This window comes from Rhodococcus sp. NPDC056516, from assembly GCF_042794655.1.
GTDB lineage: Bacteria > Actinomycetota > Actinomycetes > Mycobacteriales > Mycobacteriaceae > Rhodococcus_F.
In genome coordinates this window covers 139,444-159,630 of record NZ_JBHTTG010000011.1, presented here as the reverse complement: position 1 = coordinate 159,630, position 20,187 = coordinate 139,444, and the positions used below count along the sequence as shown (strand labels likewise).

Annotated in this window: 20 protein-coding genes; 1 reads left to right on the top strand and 19 read right to left on the bottom strand. The window is 62.7% G+C overall.

The genetic code is table 11. The features are described from left to right. Nucleotides 1-433: 433 nt before the first annotated feature. Nucleotides 434-1,693: a UDP-N-acetylglucosamine 1-carboxyvinyltransferase gene (gene murA / locus ACFQ6Y_RS29380; RefSeq protein WP_095971611.1), complete on the bottom strand. Its 1,260-nt coding sequence runs from the start codon at nt 1,691-1,693 to the stop codon at nt 434-436. A gap of 54 nt (nt 1,694-1,747) precedes the next feature. Here murA and ACFQ6Y_RS29375 point away from each other — a divergent pair, with 54 nt between their 5' ends. Continuing rightward, nucleotides 1,748-2,320: a cob(I)yrinic acid a,c-diamide adenosyltransferase gene (locus ACFQ6Y_RS29375; RefSeq protein WP_019749169.1), complete on the top strand. Its 573-nt coding sequence runs from the start codon at nt 1,748-1,750 to the stop codon at nt 2,318-2,320. A 10-nt stretch (nt 2,321-2,330) separates the two neighbouring features. On the opposite strand, the gene ACFQ6Y_RS29370 is transcribed toward ACFQ6Y_RS29375, so the two are convergent. From ACFQ6Y_RS29370 to thrB, 18 genes are all read right to left on the bottom strand, one after another. Then, nucleotides 2,331-2,753 carry a DUF2550 domain-containing protein gene (locus ACFQ6Y_RS29370; protein ID WP_276117342.1) on the bottom strand — a complete coding sequence of 141 codons (423 nt, stop codon included), beginning with the start codon at nt 2,751-2,753 and terminating at the stop codon, nt 2,331-2,333. A gap of 49 nt (nt 2,754-2,802) precedes the next feature. After that, nucleotides 2,803-3,171: a F0F1 ATP synthase subunit epsilon gene (locus ACFQ6Y_RS29365; protein WP_003941287.1), complete on the bottom strand. Its 369-nt coding sequence runs from the start codon at nt 3,169-3,171 to the stop codon at nt 2,803-2,805. A 6-nt stretch (nt 3,172-3,177) separates the two neighbouring features. Further along, the gene (atpD, locus tag ACFQ6Y_RS29360; protein WP_003941349.1) at nt 3,178-4,629 is read right to left on the bottom strand and encodes a F0F1 ATP synthase subunit beta; all 1,452 of its coding nucleotides are present in this window, start codon (nt 4,627-4,629) and stop codon (nt 3,178-3,180) included. A gap of 3 nt (nt 4,630-4,632) precedes the next feature. Then, nucleotides 4,633-5,616, bottom strand: a complete 984-nt coding sequence (locus tag ACFQ6Y_RS29355; RefSeq protein WP_003941320.1) for a F0F1 ATP synthase subunit gamma — start codon at nt 5,614-5,616, stop codon at nt 4,633-4,635. 48 nt (nt 5,617-5,664) lie between these two features. Then, a complete protein-coding gene (atpA, locus tag ACFQ6Y_RS29350; RefSeq protein WP_007726218.1) occupies nt 5,665-7,308 on the bottom strand; it encodes a F0F1 ATP synthase subunit alpha in 1,644 nt (547 codons plus the stop codon). A 62-nt stretch (nt 7,309-7,370) separates the two neighbouring features. Next, nucleotides 7,371-8,195 (bottom strand): F0F1 ATP synthase subunit delta, encoded by an 825-nt coding sequence (locus ACFQ6Y_RS29345; protein ID WP_003941304.1) that lies wholly within the window; start codon nt 8,193-8,195, stop codon nt 7,371-7,373. A 5-nt stretch (nt 8,196-8,200) separates the two neighbouring features. Then, the gene (locus ACFQ6Y_RS29340) at nt 8,201-8,761 is read right to left on the bottom strand and encodes a F0F1 ATP synthase subunit B (protein WP_378640227.1); all 561 of its coding nucleotides are present in this window, start codon (nt 8,759-8,761) and stop codon (nt 8,201-8,203) included. 7 nt (nt 8,762-8,768) lie between these two features. Then, a complete protein-coding gene (locus ACFQ6Y_RS29335) occupies nt 8,769-9,011 on the bottom strand; it encodes an ATP synthase F0 subunit C (protein WP_317555859.1) in 243 nt (80 codons plus the stop codon). 83 nt (nt 9,012-9,094) lie between these two features. Continuing rightward, nucleotides 9,095-9,922, bottom strand: a complete 828-nt coding sequence (atpB, locus tag ACFQ6Y_RS29330) for a F0F1 ATP synthase subunit A (RefSeq protein WP_042445557.1) — start codon at nt 9,920-9,922, stop codon at nt 9,095-9,097. A gap of 280 nt (nt 9,923-10,202) precedes the next feature. Continuing rightward, nucleotides 10,203-10,673, bottom strand: coding sequence for a hypothetical protein (locus tag ACFQ6Y_RS29325; RefSeq protein WP_378449328.1), 471 nt, complete (start codon nt 10,671-10,673; stop codon nt 10,203-10,205). 32 nt (nt 10,674-10,705) lie between these two features. Further along, nucleotides 10,706-11,893 (bottom strand): glycosyltransferase family 4 protein, encoded by a 1,188-nt coding sequence (locus tag ACFQ6Y_RS29320; RefSeq protein WP_378640224.1) that lies wholly within the window; start codon nt 11,891-11,893, stop codon nt 10,706-10,708. After that, a complete protein-coding gene (gene glyA / locus ACFQ6Y_RS29315) occupies nt 11,890-13,215 on the bottom strand; it encodes a serine hydroxymethyltransferase (RefSeq protein ID WP_378640222.1) in 1,326 nt (441 codons plus the stop codon). The genes ACFQ6Y_RS29320 and glyA overlap by 4 nt, the downstream gene beginning before the upstream one ends. A 2-nt stretch (nt 13,216-13,217) precedes the next feature. After that, nucleotides 13,218-13,880, bottom strand: coding sequence for an L-threonylcarbamoyladenylate synthase (locus ACFQ6Y_RS29310; RefSeq protein ID WP_230817059.1), 663 nt, complete (start codon nt 13,878-13,880; stop codon nt 13,218-13,220). Further along, nucleotides 13,877-14,809 carry a peptide chain release factor N(5)-glutamine methyltransferase gene (prmC, locus tag ACFQ6Y_RS29305; protein WP_317555854.1) on the bottom strand — a complete coding sequence of 311 codons (933 nt, stop codon included), beginning with the start codon at nt 14,807-14,809 and terminating at the stop codon, nt 13,877-13,879. The genes ACFQ6Y_RS29310 and prmC overlap by 4 nt, the downstream gene beginning before the upstream one ends. A gap of 77 nt (nt 14,810-14,886) precedes the next feature. Further along, on the bottom strand, nt 14,887-15,966 hold the full coding sequence (gene prfA / locus ACFQ6Y_RS29300; protein ID WP_003941341.1) for a peptide chain release factor 1: 1,080 nt from the start codon (nt 15,964-15,966) through the stop codon (nt 14,887-14,889). 146 nt (nt 15,967-16,112) lie between these two features. Beyond that, the gene (gene rpmE / locus ACFQ6Y_RS29295; RefSeq protein WP_003941310.1) at nt 16,113-16,349 is read right to left on the bottom strand and encodes a 50S ribosomal protein L31; all 237 of its coding nucleotides are present in this window, start codon (nt 16,347-16,349) and stop codon (nt 16,113-16,115) included. Between the two features lie 226 nt (nt 16,350-16,575). Beyond that, the gene (rho, locus tag ACFQ6Y_RS29290; RefSeq protein WP_378539447.1) at nt 16,576-18,732 is read right to left on the bottom strand and encodes a transcription termination factor Rho; all 2,157 of its coding nucleotides are present in this window, start codon (nt 18,730-18,732) and stop codon (nt 16,576-16,578) included. Between the two features lie 503 nt (nt 18,733-19,235). Then, nucleotides 19,236-20,180: a homoserine kinase gene (thrB, locus tag ACFQ6Y_RS29285; protein WP_007726194.1), complete on the bottom strand. Its 945-nt coding sequence runs from the start codon at nt 20,178-20,180 to the stop codon at nt 19,236-19,238. Nucleotides 20,181-20,187: the final 7 nt, after the last annotated feature.

Below are 20,187 nucleotides of genomic sequence, written 5' to 3'. Positions count from 1 at the left end.
TTCGCGGATGTGAAGTACCAAAAAATTTTGGCACTGACATTCATCGACACACTGTTGAGTTCTCAAAGAACACGCACACACCATCACCACGACCCAATGGCCGCCGCTCCGGGGCAACTTTTCCAGCCTATCCCATCATGATCATCGGCGCAAACCGCTAAACATTCAGGGAAGAACTGGAGGTGAAGCACAACCATACACGATGGAAACTACTTCGAAATTTGGTCAGGCACTTCGTACAACCTCGTGTCACTCGCCGTGAAGCGGGAGTCGGTGTCCGTGTCGCTCTGACTTGGAATAAGTTACGCGAACCTTCAATCAATTCACAAATCGCCTGGTCACTACAGCGAATTGGTCAGCCAAGGCCAGGTCAGACAGTTTTGTCATTCCACCAACGACGACTAGGCCCAAGTGTGACGCCGAGCACCGATACCTATTCGGTGCCCACCCGCTCGATCACTCCCCCGAGTCCACGGAGATTCTCGACGAATCGCGGGTACCCACGGTCGATGTGGAAGATGTCGTGAACTTCGGTGGTTCCGTCCGCGACCAAGCCGGCAAGCACGAGCCCGGCGCCGGCCCGAATGTCCGAGGACCACACCGGCGCACTCGACAACACTGGAACGCCGCGGATCACAGCATGGTGACCATCAGTACGAGCGTCGGCGCCGAGTCGGATCATTTCCTCGACAAATCGGAAGCGTGATTCGAACACGTTCTCGGTGATCATCGACGTGCCCTCGGCAACCGCTGCCAAACCGATTGCCATCGGCTGCAGGTCAGTGGGGAATCCGGGGTAAGGCAAGGTTGCGAAATTGACCGCCTTAGGCCGTTCTCGCTGGATGACACGGAAGCCGTCGACCTCGGGCGTCACCTCCGCGCCGGCTGTCCGAAGCTTGTCGAGGACCAGTCCGAGATGCTTGTGGTTCACCCCGCGAACGCGGACGTCACCCCTGGTCATAGAGGCTGCGACGCCCCACGTTGCAGCGACGATCCGATCACCGATGACACGGTGCGTAGTCGGTTCCAACTTGCGGACGCCTTGAATGGTGAGCGTCGAACTTCCGCCGCCAGATACCTTGGCGCCCATCTCGTTGAGCATGTTGCACAGATCCACGATCTCGGGCTCACGTGCAGCGTTGTCGATCACGGTCTCACCACGGGCAAGGACCGCTGCCATCAAGATGTTCTCGGTTGCACCCACCGACGGGAACACCAGGCGAATGTTAGCGCCGTGCAGGTCATCTGCCTCGGCAACTACACATCCATGTTCGATCTCGCTGCGCGCACCCAACAGGCGGAGCCCGGATTGGTGCATGTCGAGGGGCCTCGAACCGATGGCGTCGCCACCAGGCAAGGCGACAACAGCGCGGCGACAGCGCGCGACCAGCGGACCGAGAACACACACCGACGCTCGGAACTGTTTCACCGCATCGAAGTCAGCGTGATACTTCGGCTCGGCCGGCGTCGTGATCCGCACTTCGGAGTCTTCGAGTTCAACTTCGCAGCCCAGACCTCGCAAGACGTCCGCCATCAGGGGTACGTCGAGAATGTCCGGGCAGTTGGTCACGACAGTTGTGCCTTCGGCCAACAGCGCAGCGGCCATCAGCTTCAACACACTGTTCTTGGCCCCTCCCACCAGTACTTCACCTTCGAGGCGGTTACCCCCGGTCACAAGAAAGTGCTCACTCACGGTTCACAGCCTAGAGCCACAACCTCGTCGGCACCGCGCCGGTACCGTAGCCCTATGTCTGTTCACCTGACGAAGATCTACACCCGGACCGGCGACGACGGGACCACGGGCCTCAGCGATTTTTCCCGCGTGTCCAAGAACGATCCGCGTCTGATCGCCTACGCGGATTGCGACGAGACCAATGCAGCGATCGGTGTGGCCGTTGCCCTCGGTACTCCCCCGGAGAATCTCCTCGCGATGCTGCGCCAGATCCAGAACGACCTCTTCGACGCAGGGGCCGACTTGTCCACCCCTGTAGTCGAGAATCCGAAGTACCCACCACTGCGAGTGACTCAGGCTTACATCGATCGACTCGAAGGATGGTGCGATGAGCTCAATGAGCAACTGGCACCGTTGAATTCGTTCATTCTGCCGGGCGGAACTGCCCTGGGTGCCTTGCTTCACGTAGCAAGAACCGTCTCACGGCGTGCGGAGCGTGCGGCCTGGTCCGCCATCGATGCGAACCCGGAAGACACAAGCGTCCTCCCCGCGAAATACCTCAACAGGTTGTCGGATCTGCTCTTCATCATGGGAAGAGTGGCAAACCCTGAAGGCGATGTGCTCTGGAAGCCCGGCGCCGGGGCTTGAGCGGGACCGGTCAGGCGGTGCGTCGCCTACGGGCGCGCCCGTCCGGCCGCGACTCGACCCAGGACAGGAAAGCTGTCAATGCCCCACTGTCCAAGGCGATTTCGTAGGCCGACGATCCGTCGTTGACCTTCACGACGACAATGTCGTCGCTCATGATGTCGAATTCGGTGCCGGAGGGAGAGCGACGGCTCTCGACCTCGATACCTTGACGATCAATTCTGGAGTCCGGGCCGGGCCGCAGACTCGACAGCTTGAAGAAAACGAAAGTGGTTTCGCCGTAGCGAATGATTCCGTGCCGCCACCCGCTGTCCCCCGGGGATGGCAAAACACGAAGCAGTGCAGCAGTACCGCCTCGGCGCAAAACTACAAGGCGATACAGAAAAGCCGCGACGAGAACCGCGAGCAGCACAACCAGAATGATCAATACAGTCATTCCGAATGTCACTGTTCGTCGGCTCCCGTCGCGGCTTTACTCGAGTAACTTACGCGCGCTCGACGGCCCGGAGCTGACCCTTGGCGACCGCAATCGCTTCGAGGTCGCCCGAGTTCTCGGCCAAGACAGCCTTGGCTGCCTCGACGTCGATGTCCTGTGCCATGTCCGCGGACTCGGCAAGGATCGTCACCGTCGTCGCAGTGACGGAGAGGAATCCTCCGTGTACTGCAGCAACGATACGCTCGCCGTCGACCGAGGTGATCGACACGGTTCCGCCTTCGATCAGCTGACCGAGGACCGGCTCATGCCCAGGCATGATTCCGATTTCACCCTCGGTGGTCTGAGCGCTGACCAGCGTCGCCGAACCAGACCACAAGCGCTGCTCGACGGCAACGAGTTCTACGGTCATCTCAGCCATCGTGGACTACTTCCCGGCCATCTTCTTGGCTGCAGCCTCGACGTCGTCGAGTCCACCGCAGCTGTTGAATGCCTGCTCGGGCAGGTGGTCGAACTCGCCCTTGCAGACGCGGTCGAAGGCTTCGATCGTGTCGCGGAGCGGCACGACGGAGCCGGGCTCACCGGTGAACTTCTCGGCAACGATGAAGTTCTGGCCGAGGAACTTCTGGATACGACGGGCGCGGCCGACGAGGACCTTGTCCTCTTCCTGAAGCTCGTCCATACCAAGGATGGCGATGATGTCCTGCAGTTCCTTGTACTTCTGCAGGATGCGCTTGACCTCGTTGGCAACGCGGAAGTGCTCGGCACCGACGATGCCGGGCTCCAGGATGCGGGAGGTCGAGCTCAGTGGATCCACAGCGGGGTAGATACCCATCTGCGAAATCGGGCGCGAGAGCTCGGTTGTGGCATCGAGGTGCGCGAACGTCGTAGCCGGCGCGGGGTCGGTGTAGTCGTCGGCGGGCACGTAAATAGCCTGCAGCGAGGTGATCGAGCGACCACGGGTCGAGGTGATGCGCTCCTGGAGCTCACCCATCTCGTCCGCCAGCGTGGGCTGGTAGCCCACTGCCGAAGGCATACGGCCGAGGAGGGTGGAAACCTCGGAGCCTGCCTGCGTGAAGCGGAAGATGTTGTCGATGAACAGCAGAACGTCCTGGCCCTGAACGTCGCGGAAGTACTCCGCCATCGTCAGTGCGGACAGGGCGACGCGCATACGCGTTCCGGGCGGCTCGTCCATCTGGCCGAAGACAAGGGCGGTGTCCTGGAGGACGCCCATCTCTTCCATTTCCAGGTGGAGGTCGGTGCCCTCACGGGTACGCTCGCCGACGCCTGCGAACACCGAGGTGCCCGAGAACTCGCGAGCGATACGCGTGATCATTTCCTGGATCAGAACGGTCTTGCCGACGCCGGCGCCACCGAACAGGCCGATCTTTCCACCCTTGACGTACGGGGTGAGGAGGTCGATGACCTTGATGCCGGTCTCGAGGATCTCGGTCTTACCTTCGAGCTGATCGAAGGCTGGTGGCTTGCGGTGGATGCCCCACTGCTCGCCGTCGCGGCCGAGGCCCGGGGTGTCGAGGCAATCGCCCAGTGCGTTGAACACGTGGCCCTTGACGACGTCACCGACGGGAACCGAGATCGGCTTGCCCGAGTCGGTCACTGCAGTGCCGCGGACGAGGCCGTCGGTGGGCTGCATGGAGACGGTGCGGACCAGGTTGTCACCGAGGTGCTGTGCAACCTCGAGCGTCAGCGTCTTGGCGACCGAGGGAAGCGTGATCTCGGCGTTCAGGGCGTTGAACAGTTCAGGAACAGCGCCACGCGGGAATTCAACGTCCACGACGGGACCGATGACCCGCACGACGCGGCCGGCTACGGCCGAAGCCGAACCTGCCCCGTTGTTTTCGGTTACTGCTGCGGTCATGTGCTAGTCACTTCCTGCGCTCGAGGCGAGCGCGTTGGCGCCGCCGACGATCTCGCTGATTTCCTGGGTGATCTGGGCCTGGCGAGCCTGGTTGGCCTGACGGCTCAACGTGTTCACCAGTTCGTTTGCGTTGTCCGTCGCGGCCTTCATAGCTGTACGACGGGCTGCCGACTCCGATGCCGCAGCATCGAGAAGCGACGAGAAGATACGAGTGCTGACGTACTTCGGGAGAAGAGCGCCGAGAAGCTTCTCGGGCTCGGGCTCGAAGCTGAAGTCCGCGACGGGGCCATTGTCATGGTCGTCGTCGTGGCCGTTGGTCAGCATGTCGTCACCGAGTTCGATGCGCTCTTCCGACACGAAGACCTCGAGAGGAGCCATGCGGCGAACCTCGGGAGTCTGCGTCAGCATCGACACGAAACGGGTATAGACGATATGGAGTTCGTCGACGCCCTCGATCGTGCCTTCACCGTTCGGAGCGGCAACCTGGTTACCCGAACCAGCCATGAACAGCTCCACCAGGTGGCGGCTGGCCTTCGCTGCATCCGAGTAACCCGGATCCTGCGAGAAGCCCGTCCACGCAGCACCGATGTCGCGGCCGCGGAACGTGTAGTAGCCGAGCCCCTTGGAACCGAGCACGTAGACGACCGGCTCCTTGCCCTCGCTGCGGAGGAGAGCCATGAGCTCTTCTGCCTGCTTGAGGACGTTGGAGTTGTAGCCGCCACACATGCCGCGGTCACTGGTGACAACAAGCACGGCAGCCCGCTTGGGCTCCGGACGCTCGTTGAGCAACGGGTGATCGAGCGAAGCAGACGCACTCGCCAATTCGGTGAGTACCTTCGTGATCTCCTCGGCATACGGCTTGGACGCGGCGACGCGAATCTGAGCCTTGGTGATACGCGAAGTCGCGATCAGTTCCTGTGCCTTGGTGATCTTCTTGGTCGAGTTGACCGACTTGATACGAGACCGCAATTCGAGAATGCTCGCCATCGATCAATCACTCTCCCTTCGGAATTCGCAGTGTCATGGGCGCGTACGTCACTTGCTGACGGTCTTGCGCTTGACGTTGATCTGCTCGTTCGCGACCTCGTCGGCGCCCAAAGCGTCAGCCTCGGCTTCGTTCACGACCCGGCTTCCGTCGGATGCGATGAAGCCTTCCTTGAACTTGTTCGTTGCAGCGATCAGCTCAGCAGCGTTGTCGGCATCGAGTGCCTTACCGCCGTTGATGCTGGAGTAGACGCCTGCAGCCGAGTGCTTGAGGTCTTCGAGCAGTTCCTTCTCGAAGCGACGGACGTCGCCGATCGGAACGCTGTCGAAGATGCCTTCGCCGGCGAGGTAGATCGAGACGATCTGGTCCTCGACGGGGATCGGGCTGTACTGATCCTGCTTGAGCAGCTCGACCAGACGGGCACCGCGCTCGAGCTGAGCCTTGGAGGCAGCGTCGAGGTCGGATGCGAAGGCGGAGAACGCTTCGAGCTCACGGAACTGAGCCAGTTCCAGACGCAGCGAACCGGAAACCTTCTTCATGCCCTTGGTCTGTGCAGCGCCACCGACGCGGGAGACCGAGATACCGACGTTGATCGCGGGGCGAACGCCCTTGTTGAACAGGTCGGACTCGAGGAACACCTGACCGTCGGTGATCGAGATGACGTTGGTCGGGATGTAAGCCGAGACGTCGTTCGCCTTGGTCTCGATGATCGGCAGAGCCGTCAGCGAGCCACCGCCGAGTGCGTCGGACAGCTTCGCCGAACGCTCCAGCAGACGGGAGTGCAAGTAGAAGACGTCACCGGGGTAAGCCTCGCGTCCCGGCGGGCGACGCAGCAGGAGCGAGATGGCGCGGTACGCCTCTGCCTGCTTGGTCAGGTCGTCGAACACGACCAGAACGTGCTTGCCCTGGTACATCCAGTGCTGGCCGATGGCCGAGCCGGTGTACGGTGCGAGCCACTTGAAGCCTGCGGAATCAGATGCCGGAGCAGCAACGATGGTGGTGTACTCCATCGCGCCCTTCTCCTCGAGGGCAGCCTTGACGCCCGCGATGGTGGAACCCTTCTGACCGATGGCAACGTAGATGCAGCGCACCTGCTTGTTGACATCGCCGGAATCCCAGTTGGCCTTCTGGTTCAGGATGGCGTCGATGCAGACCGCGGTCTTGCCGGTCTTGCGGTCGCCGATGATGAGCTGGCGCTGGCCGCGGCCGATCGGGGTCATGGCGTCGATAGCCTTGATACCGGTCTGGAGCGGCTCTTCGACCGGCTGACGCTCGAGCACCGAAGCAGCCTGCAGTTCGAGTGCGCGGTTTTCGGTGCTCTCGATCTCGCCGAGGCCGTCGATGGGCGCACCCAGCGGGTCGATGACGCGGCCGAGGAAAGCATCGCCGACGGGAACCGACAGAACGTCGCCCGTGCGCTTTACTTCCTGGCCTTCTTGGATGTTCTGGTAATCGCCAAGGATGACGGCACCGATTTCGGTGGCATCCAGGTTGAGCGCGACGCCGACGATTCCACCGGGGAACTCCAACAGCTCGTTGGACATAGCCGAAGGCAGGCCAGAGACGTGCGCAATGCCGTCACTGGTGTCGGTCACTGTGCCGACCTCCTCACGGGAGGCCTCCGGGGAGTAGCTCGCGGTGTAGTTGTCGATCGCGCTACGGATCTCGTCGGAGGAGATCGTCAGCTCCGCCATGTTTTTCCTGCTCTCGGTGTCTGGTCTTCGAAAAGATCTGGAGTATGTGTTCGGCTGAAGGACTACTTGAGGTTCTTCCGCAGTGCTGCGAGTCGACCCGCTGCGCTGCCGTCGATAACCTCGTCGCCCACCCGGACGACCAAGCCGCTGAGGAGTTCTGGATCGACCTCGACGTGTACTGCTACCGGCTTCCCGTAGGTGCGGGTAAGAGTGCTGGCCAAGCGATCCGACTGCTCCGAGCTCAACGCCGAGGCGCTGCGAACGTGAGCAACGGTGGTATCGCGCTGCGCTGCGGCAAGATTCGACAGCTGATCGAAAGTGTCTGCGGGCGCAGACTTCAACCGGCCGACGGCCTGTCCGGCGAGTGCCTCGGTGACCGCGGTGACCTTGCCGTAGAGCAAGCGGGAGAGGAACTCACGCTTGCGGGCTGCGGGAACCGACAGATCCGAGAGCGTCTGCTCCAGGCTGGGATCCCCTGCCACGATGCGGCCGAGACGGAAGAGCTCGTCCTCAACGGTGTCCAACTGGCTCTGATCGGCTGCGGCGCGGAGCAGAGCTTCGCGTCCGAGCAGTTCGAGCGAGTTGACCAAGTCGCGGGCCGCAGACCAGTCCTGGCCTGCAGCTGCCTTCACGGTGGCGAGCGCCTCGGCGCCGACCTTTCCGGAGAACAACTGCTCTGCCAAAGCCTGGCGACCAGCGGCCGGTGCCGAAGCGTCAGCCAGCGCGCTGCGAAGAGCGCGCTGGCCGTCGAGTACCTCGACCACCGAGAAGAGCTCGGACCCAGCCTGAGCAGAAGCAGCAGTTGCGGCTCCTGCAGAGACGGCGCCCAGGGCACTGCTCAGCGCAGAACGAGTCTGCGCCAAGGCTTCACGGCTCGCTGCGTACATGTTGCTCACTTCCTGGCTGAATCAGCGCTGACGGTGTCGAGCTCGTTGAGGAATCGATCAACCGTTCCGGCGCGCTTCACGTCGTCGGCGAGGGACTCACCGATGACCTTCTCGGCCAGGTCTACAGCGGTCTTGCCGAGATCCGAGCGGAGCTCAGCGACGATCTGCTGGCGCTGGGCAACGAGCTGGCTGTGGCCTGCGGCCACGATGCGGTCGCTCTCGTCCTGCGCCTGAACCTTCATGTCAGCGATGATCTGCTGACCCTGGGTACGCGCTTCCTCACGGATCTGCGCTGCCTCGGTACGAGCTTCGGCGAGCTGTGCGCGGTACTGCTCGAGCGCTGCTGCCGCCTCTGCCTGTGCGTCTTCGGCCTTCTTGATGCCGCCCTCGATCTGCTCGGTGCGTTCGGCCAAGACCTTCTGGAACTTCGGAAGAACGAGCTTCCAGAAGACAAAACCGACTACGACGAGCGCAACCGCGGACCACACGATGTCGTATGTCTCGGGCACGAGAGGATTGTGTGTCGTCTCCTCTGTTGCCGCGAGCACTGCGAAGGTGGCTCCCATGTCTGTCTTAGAAAATGAAACCGGCGACAAGGCCGATCAATGCGAGGGCCTCGGTGAATGCAATACCGAGGAACATGGTGGTACGAACCTGGCCGGCCATCTCGGGCTGGCGGACCATGCCTTCGATTGCCTTGCCCACAACGATGCCCACGCCGATGCCGGGGCCGATTGCTGCGAGGCCGTAGCCGATGGCTCCGTAGCCGCGCGCCTTGGTCTCGACAACTTCCTGAGCGAGGTAAGCGATGCTCATGGTGTTCCATTCCCTTTCTGTTGACCTCCGCCGGATTCGGCAAGAGGCTCAGTTCTTGGTGTAGCTGGTGAGGAGGTAAAAGGTCAGTGCTCGTCGGCGTGGAGCGCCAGATCGATGTACACCGCGGTCAGCAGCGCGAACACGTAAGCCTGCAGGAAGATGACCAGCAGCTCGAAGAACGTGAATGCGATACCGGCAATGATCGACGGAACACCGAAGATTGCCTGGAATCCGCCGGACACGAAGAAGAAGTAGTTCGTCGCGCTGAAGAACAGCACCAGCAGGATGTGGCCGGCCAACATGTTGGCCATAAGACGAACCATCAGCGTGAACGGACGCAGGATGAAGGTCGAGATGAACTCGATGGGCACCAACAGGAAGTGCAAGGGCAACGGGACGCCGGGAACGACGATGCTGCTCTTGACGTACTTGAAGAAGCCGTACTTCTTGATTCCCACGTAGTTGAACACGATGTAGGCGAGCGCTGCGAGTACCAGCGGCATACCGATTCGCGCGTTCGGCGAGATGTTCAGGAAAGGAATGATGCTGGCCAGGTTGCTGGCAACCACGATGAAGAAGATCGTCGTGATGACCGGCAGGAAGCGCTTGCCCTGTTCCTTGCCCAGGATCTCCTCGGCGATGTTGATGCGAACGAAGTCGAGCGCAAGCTCAGCTGCGTTCTGAAGTCCGCGGGGAACCAGTCGAGGGCTGCGCATCGCGATCACGAAGAACGCTGCGACCAGCACCGACATCAGCAGACGGATCAGCATCAGACGGTCGAGCTCGAAGGGGCCCGCGTGAATCAACACGGAGGGCGGGAAAAAATCGTCTAGTGACGGCGCATGGAATTCATCCGCGGCCAGGGTGGTGACGCTCAGCGTTCTCTCCCGTAGTCGGTCCGCAGCCATCATTGACTGCGGTTCGATCGGACATTGACGATCTACAAGTCGACAAGTTCGACTCGCGCATTCGTCAGCAGCTGGAGAACCCTAGAGGGGCCTGGCGTCTGTCGGTGTCGGCGACTCTCGTCGACTCAGCGGTCAGAATTTCGACCACCTGCGAGCACATGGCATCGTCGGCTGAGTGTTACTCGGCCCACCATTGCTCTCGCTTGAACCGAACCTTATCAAGTCATCTACGACATTGTGTAGATGGGGTACCTGGAAGTCCGATTAGTTACGTCTTGTAGTACTACTCAGCGTCGTCGACGTTGCTGCTGGGAGTGGGATCGACGTACGGAGTTTTGGTTCCCAGAACACCGTAGGTCTCCGCTCCGAGCACCACGACCAGCGACATGATGATGACCAGGACGAGGGCGGTCTTGTTGTAGAAATCCATGTCCGAAAGGACAAACAGAACCACCATCGCGAGAATCATCTTCAGCAGCCAGGTACCGAGCAGAACTGCGCCGGCCGTGAGCGCGGGTAGCTTTGCCGTGAGCAGCACGCCCAGCGCCGTGAACAGGATGAACCCGCCGCCGACAGCTGCGCCGATCAAAGCGCCGTAGACGCCTTCCTTACCGGCGAAGAGCCCGCCCAGGAGCGCGCCGACCACGGCCAGCGCGATCAGCCCCATGACACCCCACTTCACGGCCGACTTCATGGCTGCGGTCGAATCAGGGATGGGTTGCGAGGCAGGTACAGGCTGCGGCGTGTTCGTCACGATGCCCAAGGGTAATGGATCGGAAAAAGTGGCTAGCGCCGCTGCTGCTTGCGATCGATCAAAGACGGCACAGCGGTGAAGAACAGTGCAAGGACCAAACCTGCCGCAACGAGTACGACGACCAGTTGCCGATTGAGCAGCGACGATCCGACCGCGCCGAAGGCCAGAACGCTGACCCACAGGTAGATGACCAGCACGACTCGTCGGTGCGAGTGTCCGATCTGCAAGAGTCGATGATGCAGGTGCATCTTGTCCGGACTGAACGGACTGACGCCCGCTTTCGTCCGGCGGATCACGGCCAGGAGCATGTCCAGCATCGGGATGAACATCACAGCCCCGACCAGCAACAACGGCGCAAGAAGGCCGACCAGATCCCGGGTTCCGTAGGCAGCAAGCGGAATACGTCCGGACGCGCTGGTGGAGATCGCAGCCAGCATCAGACCGATCAACATCGACCCGGAATCGCCCATGAAAATTCGCGCCGGGTTGAAGTTGTGTGGAAGAAAACCGAGACAAGCGCCTGCCAATGCCGCGGCAATCATCGCCGGCGGGTAGACACTCGCGTCGCCGCCCTGATCGTGCAGTAGACCGATCGAGAAGATGAGGATGGCCAGGGCAGCGATAAGCCCCAACCCGGCGGCCAGCCCGTCGAGACCGTCGACGAAGTTCATGGCGTTGATGGTTGCCACGGCAACAGCAACCGTGAACAGTCCGGATTGAATCTGATCGAGAATGATGGTGGACCCGCCGTCACCGCCGAACGGGTTGTAGATGATGAACCAACTGACGCCCATCACGACAAGAACTCCGGCAGCAGTCACCTGACCCACGAACTTGGTGAGAGCGTCGAGACCCCACCTGTCGTCGATCACGCCCACGAGGACGATGACGGCTCCCGCAACGAGTGCGGCATGAACGTCAGGACTCCCGAAGCCGAAACCCCTTGTGAGCGCGGGCAACTGCTGGGCGAACAGCAGGCCGACAGCCATGCCGATGTACATTCCGACGCCACCGAGACGCGGAATCGGCTCGACATGCACGTCCCGATCACGCGGTATGGCGACAGCGCCGAACCGCAGCGCGAACAACCGGACTGCGCCAGTCGCCAAGTAGGTCACCACCGCCGCCGTGCACAGCACGAGCAGCAGTTCACGGATGGGGACACCTGCTCCCCCGCCCCCCTGTGCAAGATATGAGGTCGCTTCGTAGGTAGTGATCACTGCGCGAGATCACCCGTTTGGCGGGGATAGGCAGGCTTTGCCCGAACCAGTTCGCGAACGCCGTCGGCAACTGATGCCAACTCGGCCTCACCGGACGTAGTGGCGGGGTCCGCGACAACTGCGCGCGCGATCAACTCCCCCACGACGCTCATGTCGGAACGGTTGAAACCCTGTGTCGTCACGGCTGCGGATCCGACACGCATGCCGGACGTGACGGCCGGCGATTGCGGATCGAACGGAATTGCGTTCTTGTTGAGAGTGATCGATGCCAGGCCGCACCTGCGCTCGGCGTCGACTCCGGTGACCCCGCTTGCGCGCAGATCGAGAAGCGCCAGATGGGTGTCGGTTCCACCGGACACGGTGCGCAGACCGCGAGCTTCCAACGACTGCGCGAGCGCCGACGCGTTAGCAACCACTTCCTTTGCATACCAACGATATTCCGGTGTCGACGCTTCTTTGAATGCCACCGCCTTCGCTGCGATCGCGTGCATCATCGGCCCACCCTGGATGAAGGGGAAGACCGCGCGATCGACAGCCGAGGCATGCCGGCTGCGGCACAGGATCATTCCACCGCGCGGGCCCCTGAGGACCTTGTGCGTCGTCGCGGAGACTACGTCGGCATAGGGAAGGCACGACGGTATCGCCTGGCCGGCCACGAGTCCGATGAAGTGGGCGGCGTCGACCCACAGGATCGCACCGACCTCGTCTGCGATCGAGCGGAAGGCTGCGAAGTCAATGGTGCGAGAGTATGCGGTCGCGCCGGCGACGATGATCTTCGGCTTGTGCGCCAGAGCCAGGGCGCGAACCTCGTCGTAGTCGATCAATTCGGTGGCCGAATCGACGTGATAGGGAACGGTGGTGAACCACTGCCCCGAAAAGCTGACCCGAGATCCGTGAGTCAGATGCCCACCGTGCGGCAAACTCATCGCCAGTACGGTGTCGCCGGGCTTGGCGAATGCGGCGTACACCGCGAGGTTCGCAGTGGCCCCCGAATGCGGTTGTACGTTGACGTGCTCAGCGCCGAACAGTGCTTTTGCCCGGTCGATCGCCAGATTCTCGGCTGCGTCGACGTACTCGCACCCGCCGTAGTAACGCCGACCCGGATAGCCCTCGGCGTACTTGTTGCTCAGGGTCGAGCCCAAGGCGGCCAGTACCGCGGGGCTGGTGAAGTTCTCGCTCGCAATGAGTTGAAGCCCGCCGCGCTGACGCTCGAGTTCGGCCAGCGCAATAGCCGCGATCTCGGGATCTGCCGTGGCAAGCTCACCGAAATCCGGTCCCCAGTACGTGGATTCCCCCGCGCGCTCGCCGCCGGCGCCGACCATCGTTACGAAACTCCCTCTACGAGGCTTTCCGGACTGGTGCCCAATACCTCGGCGATGGATTCTGCCGAGACGGCACCCACTCGCAAGATACGCGGTGAATTGCCGGTCAGGTCGACGATCGTGGAAGCAACGGCGTGTTCGGCCTTGCCTCCGTCGAGGTACACGCTGGCAGAGCCGCCTAGCTGATCGCGGGCTTCCTCGGCGGTGGTGGCAGGCGGACGCCCCGAAATGTTCGCGCTCGAGACGGCAAGCGGACCGACATCGCGCAACAATTCGAGGGCAACCGGGTGCAAGGGCATGCGAAGCATGACGGTTCCTCGGGTATCGCCCAGGTCCCAGGCGAGTGAAGGTGCCTGCTCGACGACCAAGCTCAGTCCACCGGGCCAGAACGCGCGGATCAAATCCCGCGCCTGCGGGCGCACGCTGTAGACGAGTCCGTCGATGGTGTTCCACGATCCGACCAGAACCGGGACGGGCATGTCTCGTCCGCGGCCCTTGGCGCGCAACAGACTCGTGACAGCTTCGCTGTCGAACGCGTCGGCGGCGAGTCCGTAGAGGGTGTCGGTAGGGAGAACTACGAGTCGGCCGGCCTTGAGCGCGTTCTTCGCGGCGGCCAAGCCTGCGGTTCGGGAATCTGTCTGACTGCAGTCGTACACGGTGCTCACTCAGCCATCCTTTCACTCTGCGCTTCGGGCGTTCGATTCCGCTGGGCTTCGACGTCGGTGGCGACGCGTCTGGCGACGACGAATCGCGGACGACCGGCAAGATCGGGATGCTGCGCGACCTCGCCGAATACCCGACGCGCCGAGAACAGCGCAGCGACGCCGTCACCGTTGGTGTCGTCGTGCTCGATGCCCGCCGCACCGCCGATGCGAAGCCACCGCGCGATGTTGCTGATCATGGGTTTGATGACGGACAGGCCGTCGGCACCACCGAACAGCGCGGTGTGTGGGTCGTAATCCATGACCTCAGGCTGCAATTGCGCGCCTTCGGGGATGTACGGCGGATTGGACACGACCAGATCGACGCCACCCTCGAGCCCTGGCAACAGGTTCCGATCGGTGACATCGCCCTGATGCAGGTGGATCGGCGTATCACCGGCGGCTTCGCGGTCGGCGGCATTACGACGCGCCCACGCCAGCGCGGCGGGCTCCTTCTCCACGGCGTGCACGACTGCGTCGGGGCGAGCCTCGGCGATGGACAGCGCGAGGACACCCGATCCCGTGCACAGGTCCAGCACTACCGGCGGCTTGCTTCCGCAACCTTCGAGGAACGAGAGCGCCCAACCCATGAGCAGTTCGGTTTCGGGCCGCGGAATGAACACACCCGGACCGACAGCGACGTCGATGTTGCCCATCGACGCGACTCCGATGATGTGCTGCAACGGAATCCGCTTCACGCGTTGCGCAACCAACTCGTCGAACGCCGCGATGACCTCGGGATCGACCAACGGAATCAATCCGAGGCGCGTGCGTTCGACACCGAGCAGGTGGGACGCCAACAACTCGGCGTCGGTGCGTGGGCTGGGCACACCTGCGGCGTCGAGCTGTTTTGCAGCTTCGATCAGCGCCAAACGAAGTGGAAGTCGACTCACGGGTACAGCCTGCCACGCTCGACCGACACGCGGTTCACCGAGTTCCCGGCGGGGTGGAGGTCCGTCATGGTCTGCATCTACTCGGCCGCGAGACGCGCCTCTCGGTCCGCCTTGCCCAATGCGTCGAGGAGTGCGTCGAGCTCACCGTCGAGCACCGCGTCGAGGTTGTGCGACTTGAATCCGATGCGGTGATCGGTGATGCGGTTCTCAGGGAAGTTGTAGGTGCGGATGCGCTCCGAACGGTCCACCGTCCGTACCTGGCTCTGGCGGCCTGCCGACGCTTCCGCGTCCGCGGCCTCCTCGGCGACTACCTGCAAACGGGCTGCCAGCACCTGCATGGCGCGAGCCTTGTTCTGAAGCTGCGAGCGCTCGTTCTGACAGGTGACGACGATGCCGGTCGGAAGGTGCGTGATTCGAACAGCGGAGTCCGTGGTGTTGACGCCCTGACCGCCCTTGCCGGACGAACGGTAGACGTCGATACGCAGGTCACTTTCGTCGATCTGGACCTGCTCGACCTCTTCGGGTTCCGGGTACACCAGAACGCCCGCAGCCGAAGTGTGAACGCGTCCCTGGGATTCGGTGACGGGCACTCGCTGCACGCGGTGAACGCCGCCCTCGAACTTGAGCCGCGCCCACACTCCGTCCGGGGTATCGGACTTGCTCTTGATCGACAGTGTGGCTTCCTTGTATCCGCCGAGATCGGAGACCGTCGCGTCGAGAATCTCGACGCGCCAGCCGTGCCGTTCCGCGTAGCGGACGTACATGCGGGCCAGGTCCGAGGCAAAGAGTGCGGATTCTTCGCCACCCTCACCGGACTTCACTTCGAGGACGATGTCGTCGCCGTCATGCGGATCTCGGGGTGCCAACTGATCGGTCAGCGTCTGCTCGAGTTGCGCGACCTCGGCTTCGAGATCGGGGATCTCGGCGGCGAAGCTGGAATCGTCGGCAGCGAGTTCGCGCGCGGCTTCCAGATCGTCCTGCGCGGCCGTGAGCTTGTTGTACGTCGACATGATCGGCGAGAGCTCGGAGAACCGCTTACCGACGCGCCTGGCAGCAGCAGGGTCGTTGTGCAGCGCCGGATCGGACATCTGTGCTTCGAGACCGGCGTGCTCCGCCAAGATGTCGTCGATGGCCGAGGGCTGGGTTGCGCCTGCCATGGTTCGCTCCGCTCTGAGTTTCGATTCCTACGGTGCGCGCTTGAAGATAGTGCGACGCCGGCACCCGGGAAACGCGCAAACCGAGTGCAGGCACAAAAAAGCCGACGCCCGATCTGCACATGGCAAATCGGGCGTCGGCGGAACAGCTAGGACTCGGTGGCCGGGACCTTGCTGTCTGCACGCTTGCCGTAGCGAGCCTCGAAGCGAGCGACGCGTCCACCGGTGTCGAGAATCTTCTGCTTGCCGGTGTAGAACGGGTGGCACTGCGAGCAAACCTCGACGTTGATGCGTCCGGACTCCTTGGTGCTGTGGGTCTCGAACGTGTTACCGCAACCGCAGACGACGGTGGTCGCTACGTAGGTTGGGTGGATTCCTGCCTTCATGGTGTCCCTTTCAATGGTCGCCGGGTCGACGTCGCCAATCGACATCGTGAACCGGAACCGGACTCGGCCGTTCAGTATGCCAGATGCGGTACTTCACCAGAAATTCCGCGTCTCACACGCCTCGGGGTGGCTGTACGAAGTTGTCAACGCACTGCACCTCGGTTTTGTTCCGTCCACGCAAAAGGCCCACAACCAGCTGGTTGTGGGCCTTTTGACGTCGAGTCGATCAGTCGTCGATCGCACCCGGTGCGGTCTTGGAGACCTGCATCAGGAACTCGAGGTTGTTCTTGCTCTTCTTCAGTCGATCGATCAGCAGATCGATCGCCTGATGCGAGTCCAGACCGGACAGGACGCGGCGGAGCTTGTGCAGCACCGCAGCTTCGTCCGGGCTCAGAAGCAGCTCGTCCTTACGCGTGCTGGACGGGTTGACGTCCACGGCCGGGAAGACGCGGCGTTCGGCGATCTTGCGATCGAGCTTGAGCTCGGCGTTGCCGGTGCCCTTGAACTCTTCGAAGATCACGGTGTCGCCGGTGGATCCGGTCTCGACCATTGCAGTAGCGATGATGGTGAGCGATCCACCGTTCTCGATGTTGCGGGCAGCACCGAGGAAACGCTTCGGCGGGTACAGGGCGGTCGAGTCGACACCACCGGAGAGGATGCGTCCCGATGCCGGCGAGGAGTTGTTGTACGCACGACCCAGACGCGTGATGGAGTCGAGCAGTACGACGACGTCCTTACCCATCTCGACCAGGCGCTTCGCACGCTCGATTGCCAGTTCGGCAACTGCGGTGTGATCTCCCGGCGGGCGGTCGAAGGTGGAGGAAATGACCTCACCCTTCACGCTGCGCTGCATGTCGGTCACTTCCTCGGGACGCTCGTCCACGAGGATGACCATCAAGTAGCACTCAGGATTGTTGGTGGCGACGGCATTCGCGATCGCCTGCAACACGCTGGTCTTACCGGCCTTGGGCGGGCTCACGATGAGGGCACGCTGGCCCTTACCGATGGGCATCACCAGGTCGATGACACGCGTGGTGAGAATGTGCTGCTCAGTCTCGAGGCGCAGACGCTGGTTCGGGTACAGCGGCGTGAGCTTGTTGAACTCGGGGCGCTTCTTCGCGGCCTCGACGTCGCCGCCGTTGACCGTGTCGATACGGACCAGCGGGTTGAACTTCTGACGCTGGCTGCCCTGCTCACCGTCACGCGAGACCCGGACGGCACCGGTGATGGCGTCGCCACGGCGAAGGCCGTTCTTGCGGATCAGGTTCATGGAGACGTAGACGTCGTTGGGACCGGCGAGGTACCCGGACGTACGCACGAAGGCGTAGTTGTCGAGGACGTCGAGGATGCCGGCGACCGGCTGCAGGACGTCGTCCTCACGGATCTCGGTCTCGCGCGAATCGTTGGGTGCGCCACCCTCTCCGCGGTCGCGACCACGGCCACGACGCTCACGGAAGCGGCGTCCGCGGCGTCCGCGTCCACCCTCTTCGTCGTCGTCCGGGCCGTTGTTGCGGTTGTCCGAACGCGGACCGGCGTTGTTCTGGCCTGCGTTGTTCTGGTTACCGCGGTCCTGACGGTCCTGGTTGCCCCGGTTGCCCTGGTTGTCGCGCTGGCCCTGGTTGTCCCGCTGGCCCTGGTTGTCGCGCTGGCCCTGGTTGTCGCGGTTGCGCTCGCGGCGGGGACGCTCGTTGCCCTGCTCGGCGGGAGCCTGATCAGCGTCGGACTTGCCCTCGGTGCGCGCCGGACGCTCGGCCGGAGCCTCAGCCTTGGCGGTCTCGTTGACCTTCGCGGCGTCGGCGGCCTTCGCGGTGTCCGCGGCCTTCGAGGTGTCCGAGTCGGACTTGGCCGAAGGAGATTCCTGCTCGATGCTCAGTTCACCCTGGTCGGGCGAACCTGCACGACGAGCGGCGCCGCGACGCTGACGTCCGCGACGGGGTGCGCTCTGATCGGAATCCTCGGCGGATTCGGTACGCGCAGGCGCTGCCTCGGCAGGAGCGGATTCTGCCGCGGGAGCCGTTTCGGCTGCGGGGGTTTCGGTACGTGCTGCGCGAGTGCTCTTGGCACGGGTGCGCGCTACGGGTGCGTCGTCGAGCGTGAGTTCGCTCTGTGCGGGTGCAGCCTTTGCGCTGCCGCCCTGGCGCTCCTTGATGGCTGCGATCAGGTCGCCCTTGCGCATGCCGGAAGTGCCTTTGATGCCCAGTTCACCCGCAAGAGTGCGGAGTTCGGTGAGCACCATGCCGGAGAGTCCGGCACCACGGCGCGTTTCGGCACGCTTCGTGGAGGTCGCCACCGCACCGTTCGATGCTGAAGATGACGCCTGAGAATTGTCGCCTGATTCCGACCCGGCGGGTGCAGAAGTGGCGATGAGGTCCGTATCGGTCACGGAGGTCCTTTCCTTCCCTCACTCGCACTGCGCAAAGTCGAGGGTTCGTCCCGCAGTTCGATTGAATACCGAACTCGGTGGTGCCGTACGTGGTTGCTGTCCAGAACTGCCGGCTTGTCCGCCGTCACATGATTGTCGGAAACTCTCGCCTCAAACTTTTCATGCGCTCGCAAACCTGCCCAACGCGCCTTCGTCGTCGATTCACTCCCCCGTGTGGTGAACCCCAGAGTTGTGGAACCTCTGAGTGTTCGATCCGCGGAGGATCCAAACCTTCGGAGAAGGTACAAGCGCGAGGATCATGCCTGCGAGAATCATGCCAAGGACTGTGGACCCCGATTGGGAAGGAGTTTTGCCCCCTGGTGATGCACCGGCGACTGACGCGCACGATGTACGGACATAGCCCAGGATAGCGCCCAAACCTGAGTCCGGCAAGAATTTGGACGAGTGGGTGTGTCAGTTCACTACCGATCGGTAGTGCGCGATCACCAGGACCAAGGCGGGGATCAGACCGTGGTCGTGGATACTTCGACGCCGTCGGCGATGTCCAATTCGAGCACACGGAGTCCGTCTGCCCGCGCCGCTTCGGCGAGTTCGACGGGGAAAGGTTCTGTGCTGAGCGCCAACACAGTGGGACCTGCTCCGGAAACGGTCGCAGCGATGCCAGCCTCACGCAGGATGCCGATCCACCGAGTCGTGAGCGGTAGAGCGGGCGCGCGCTGTGCCTGATGCAGGCGATCCTCGGTGGCTGCCATCAACAGATCGGGACGAGCCGTGAGCGCGACGACGGCCAGTGCACTGCGGCTCGCGTTGAACGACGCATCCTGGTGCGGAACCAATTCGGGCAGGAGCCCACGGGTGTGTGCGGTGGACGACCGTTCCTCGGGAACCAGTGCAACGGCACGGATATCGGGATGTACGTCGAGTTTCGCCGCCGAGTAGATCGGCTCGTCGCCTTCGACGGCCGGCGGGCAACTCCACGAGACGACTGCGCCGCCGAGAACACTGGCAGACGCATTGTCCGGGTGACCTTCGAACTCGGAAGAGAGCTGAACCAACTGCTCTTCCGTCAAACCGATCTCGGCATCGAGTGCGCGTGCCAGACCGTTGGCTGCAGCGAGTCCACCGACGGCCGCGGAAGCCGAGGACCCCAGCCCGCGTGAATGCGGGATCGCGTTGCGGCACAACACGTCCAGGCCACTGGCCCACACTCCAGCCGCTTCGAGACCACGCTCGATTGCGCGAACTACGAGATGCGAAGGACCCCAAGGGACGTCGGCGGCGCCTTCACCTTCGACGCGAATCTGGAGACCTGAATCCGTTGTGGTGACCACGATTTCGTCGTACAACCCCAACGCCAGACCGAGGGTGTCGAACCCCGGCCCCAAGTTTGCACTCGAGGCCGGGACGCGAGCAGTCACCGAAAGGCCGATAGGCAGGGTTATAGTCATGTCAGAC